The 4095-nt window shown below is 32.1% G+C and carries 6 protein-coding genes; 5 read left to right on the top strand and 1 reads right to left on the bottom strand.

Annotated features, from left to right (window positions below):
• Positions 1–536: 536 nt before the first annotated feature.
• From GEZ85_RS09930 to GEZ85_RS09910, 5 genes are all read left to right on the top strand, one after another.
• Positions 537–959, top strand: a complete 423-nt coding sequence (locus tag GEZ85_RS09930; RefSeq protein WP_153210171.1) for a hypothetical protein — start codon at positions 537–539, stop codon at positions 957–959.
• Positions 946–2007 carry a replication initiation factor domain-containing protein gene (locus GEZ85_RS09925; protein ID WP_228112222.1) on the top strand — a complete coding sequence of 354 codons (1062 nt, stop codon included), beginning with the start codon at positions 946–948 and terminating at the stop codon, positions 2005–2007. Before GEZ85_RS09930 ends, GEZ85_RS09925 begins: the two co-directional genes overlap by 14 nt.
• 227 nt (positions 2008–2234) lie before the next feature.
• Positions 2235–2459 (top strand): DUF3173 family protein, encoded by a 225-nt coding sequence (locus GEZ85_RS09920; protein WP_153210170.1) that lies wholly within the window; start codon positions 2235–2237, stop codon positions 2457–2459.
• Positions 2452–3642 (top strand): site-specific integrase, encoded by a 1191-nt coding sequence (locus tag GEZ85_RS09915; RefSeq protein ID WP_153210169.1) that lies wholly within the window; start codon positions 2452–2454, stop codon positions 3640–3642. Before GEZ85_RS09920 ends, GEZ85_RS09915 begins: the two co-directional genes overlap by 8 nt.
• 93 nt (positions 3643–3735) lie before the next feature.
• Positions 3736–3912 (top strand): hypothetical protein, encoded by a 177-nt coding sequence (locus GEZ85_RS09910; protein WP_153210168.1) that lies wholly within the window; start codon positions 3736–3738, stop codon positions 3910–3912.
• 88 nt (positions 3913–4000) lie between these two features.
• Here GEZ85_RS09910 and GEZ85_RS09905 read toward each other — a convergent pair.
• A partial coding sequence (locus GEZ85_RS09905) for an IS3 family transposase (protein ID WP_140834408.1) occupies positions 4001–4095 on the bottom strand: 95 nt, incomplete at its 5' end.

Below are 4095 nucleotides of genomic sequence, written 5' to 3'. Positions count from 1 at the left end.
CAAATATACCTATAGTGTATATAGTCAAAACATACCTAACAGGTATATTCAAATTATATCAAACTATACTATGTTTGGCAAGAATTGGGGGTAACTGCCTATGATTGTATAAAAAAGTCTTTGAGGATTTTTCTTCAAAGACTAGTATATTAGTAATTTTGGTTTCTTGTTGCTAGTAGCTAGTAGCAGGAGCAAGCGTAAGCCAGCGACTGCGCTCACTAGCGCTCACTAGCAACTAAGGATAGTTTACTACTAGTTGGTACTAGTCACCTATCGTCAACACAGTATATTTCACAAACTTTTAGTTGAAAATAGACCTACAATCTCTAATAGGTAGGTCTAAAAGACATTGAAGAACCTTCAAACCCTTGGGAGAGTAGGCGCGGAGTGCATTTTATTGAACGAAATCGCATTGGCGCTTAGAGCCACAAGGGAATAGAGCCTATTTGATGTCTTTTGCCGAAAGACAAGGATATTTCAGCAAGTGAAAAAAGATTGTGAAATTTTATCAAATGTATAGAAAAGGAAATATAAAAATGGAAAAATTTAAAATAACTGCAACACAATTTATTAAAGGTGAATTTGAATTTGACAAGGAGCAATTTGAGATACCGGAAGTGCTAAGAGTTGATTTCTCCAAAGCTAGAGAAAAATATGAATATGTTGAAATTAACGGAGAAAGTACCAAAACTGATAAAATTGAACGTTACACGGCTTATTCTAAAGATGGAGAATTGGCTCAATTCTTAGAAGAAAAAGGTATGTTTTCCGAGATTGAAGAATTGAAGGATTTTGCCTTTGAGATTTCAGGAGATTTAGAAAAAGTTAAAATGTTTAAAGAAAAAGGTCTAACTCGTTATATCACTCTGACAGATTATGCTATTAAACCAAAATGGAATGGTTCAAGACAATGCTTTGATGGTATTAAATTAGAGGTGAGAGAATTTGAAGAGGAGTAATACGGTCACTATTGACTGGTTTGCTAATACAGTCAAACCAGTTGATGATGTCGACTATATGAAATCTTGTAAATATGTAATTGAAGAACTATTAAAATTAAATTTTAATGATTTCGTTCTTGAGTTGTACGGTACAAACCGATATAATCATCATTTTGCCTATGTAGATATTAAGGTATATTTTTCTCTTAATGATGATAATTCAATGAATTATGGAATGGGAATATTTACCGAGATGAGAGGGCATGGTTGTAGGCGATATGAACAATTTATGGACGGTTCGGTTAATAACTGGAGTGCTTTAGTAAGTAGGTATCTAAATGATTGTGCTCATTTTACAAGGCTAGATGTAGCAAATGATATTTATGATGGAAGTTTATCAGTTCAGAAAATATACGAATATTGCAAACAAGGTCTATGCATTAGCTATTCAAAAAAATATGAGTATCATGAAACTGGCAGACTTGAAGATGGGGAAATCGTTGGAGAAACTATAAATATTGGGAAAAAAGGAAGTAACTCGCAACAGTGGGGTGTATATAATAAGTTAATGGAACAAGGAGAGAAAGCAAGCGATATTGGAATTACTTCGTGGATTCGTTCAGAGTTAAGATTGTTCGGTGACAAGGCTGTATTATTTGCTCAAAATATGGCTATGAAGAAACCATTGAAAGATTTGTTTTTCTCTGTATTAGCAAGTCACTATCGTTTTGTTTTATCAGACAAATACTCAATAGATACAAAAAAATCTAGAAGGGAAACTGTTTCATGGTGGAATGAATATATTCAAACAAAGGAACGTACAAAATTGAAGACAGTTAGAGAAGAAACCACTTTACTTAAGTCAAAAGAATTTTTAGAAACTCAAGTTGCTCGAACACTTACCAAGGTTTATAAGGCTTATGAGAGTTCTCAAGGGGTAGAATCTGCAAATGCGTATATAAATTATTTGTTAGTTCTTGGCCTTGAAAAGATGAATGATAAAGACCATACAGAAGTCAAAGAATTTTCCGTAGAGCAAAATAATAGTTTTTCCTGGGGGAAATAAAAATGACTAAAAAAATTGTGATGTTCTTTGATGAAAGGTTAAATACTGACTTTCGTATAGTACGCTTTGGGAAGTGTATACCAGTAAGGCAAGAAATAGATAACATCTATATTTTCCTGAATGATAGGAATTTATGGGCTAGATGCAAAAAAAAGATGCGTGAAAATCAATCACACATCAAATACAAAAAACTATATAAAGTATAACATACAAAAAGGAGAAAGACAATGACAAAATTTGTTACTAAAAATGATTTAATGAAACTCGGCTTTTCATCATGGCAAGGTATGATGTTAGTAAAGCAAGCTAAAACAAAATTAGCAAACCAAGGGCTAACATGGTATGAAAGTAAGGGTTTAGGACGTGTACCTCTTGAAACAGTTGAGGAAATTTTGGGAGTGAAAATAGATGAAGATATCTTGTTAGATACGGAAATCAAGGAAAATGCCTAAAATATCTAGTATTTACCCTATGAGTAATGGCACGTATAGAGCGACTGTTTCTCTAGGTTTTGATGTTCAGACTGGCAAAAGGATACAAAAGTTTAAGAATGGCTTTAAAACGCAAAAGGAAGCTCAAGAGTGGCGCTTACGTATGCTTGCTGATTTTGGTAAAGGTTCTATAACCGTTAATAGTACAATGACTTTTAAAAAGTTTCTTGATGATTATTTTATACCAGACTATAAAAGCCAAGTAAGAAAACGTACTTTTGATATGACACAATCAAAATTTAAAAGACTGTCATATTTTGAGAATATGAAGTTATCGGATATTCAAGCACCTCATGTTAAGCAATGGCAAAATTCAATGTTTATAGAGGGATTGTCTAATAATTATATTCGTTCTGTTCATCAAATCTTACAACAAGTCTTTGATTTAGCAGTTAAACTAGGTATGTTATCAAGTAATGTTGCTAAAACGGTGGGAAACGTAAAGAAAGACCGCCCTAAAGTTGATTTTTGGACAGTGGAAGAATTTCAGCTATTTATTAGTACATTTGATAAATCTAATATCTATGAATTATTGTACTTTACTACATTTTGGTTTTTCTTCATGACTGGAGTTAGAACAAGTGAATTACAAGCTATTGAATGGTCGAAAATAGATTTTGAAAAAGGTACTGTTTTAATAGACTGTTCAATGTATTATAAAAGCCAAAAAGAGTGGTATCTTACTGATACAAAATCTATATCAGGTGTAAGGCTTTTGTATCTTGATGATGATACATTAGAACATTTGAAATATTGGAAGAAAGCACAATCTCAGATAGGAGAATGTAAATTTGTATTTTCCATAGCAGATAGTCCGTTGGTAAAATCAACTCTTAAACGTGTTCTAAAATCTCATAGTGATTACGCAAAAATAAAATCAATAAGGATCCACGATTTAAGGCACTCTCATGCCAGCTTTATGCTCTCTCTAGGAATGAATGATTTAGAAATGCAAAATCGTCTAGGACATGCTGATATTAAGACAACACTTGGAACGTACTCTCATTTAAGACCAAATGCTATGAAAGAAGTAGCTACTAGAATGACTGGGAAAGTAGTGGTGAGTGATAATAATATCAGAAAAAGTAAATTTAATGGCAATCAGCATACTAAAAATTTTCAATCTAAAGTTTTGTCTGACTAGCGAAGTCTGTCCGATTAAACTTTAGATTCATACGGTAAACTATTGAAGTTTACCGTATTATTAGTTATAATTCATATACAAGGGAGCAGTATAATGAAAAAAGAAAATGTTGTTGGTGAGTTTGAATATAATAATGATTTTTACCGTGTTTATGAATTGCGTGAAGATAATGAAGATTATGCTAGAATTGTTAGCGACTCTAAGAAAGGTATGTATATAGAAAGTACCAAAAGGGTTAAAAAGATATTAGGTTTAAATACTGAAAAATAGTTTTTGTTGTTAAATTGTTGTTAAAGCAAAATAAAAAGCCTTAGAAATATTGATTTCTGTACTGACCCCAAAAAGTTAGACAATTAATTTATCCGAAGGATTTAGTTCTGTATTGTACAGGGCTAAGTCCTTTTAGTTTTACCTTAATTCGTTTATTGTTGTAGTAATCAATATAGTCTACAA

Source organism: Streptococcus mitis, assembly GCF_009496205.1.
Lineage (GTDB): Bacteria > Bacillota > Bacilli > Lactobacillales > Streptococcaceae > Streptococcus > Streptococcus mitis_BN.
This window is presented reverse-complemented; position numbering and strand designations above follow the sequence as displayed.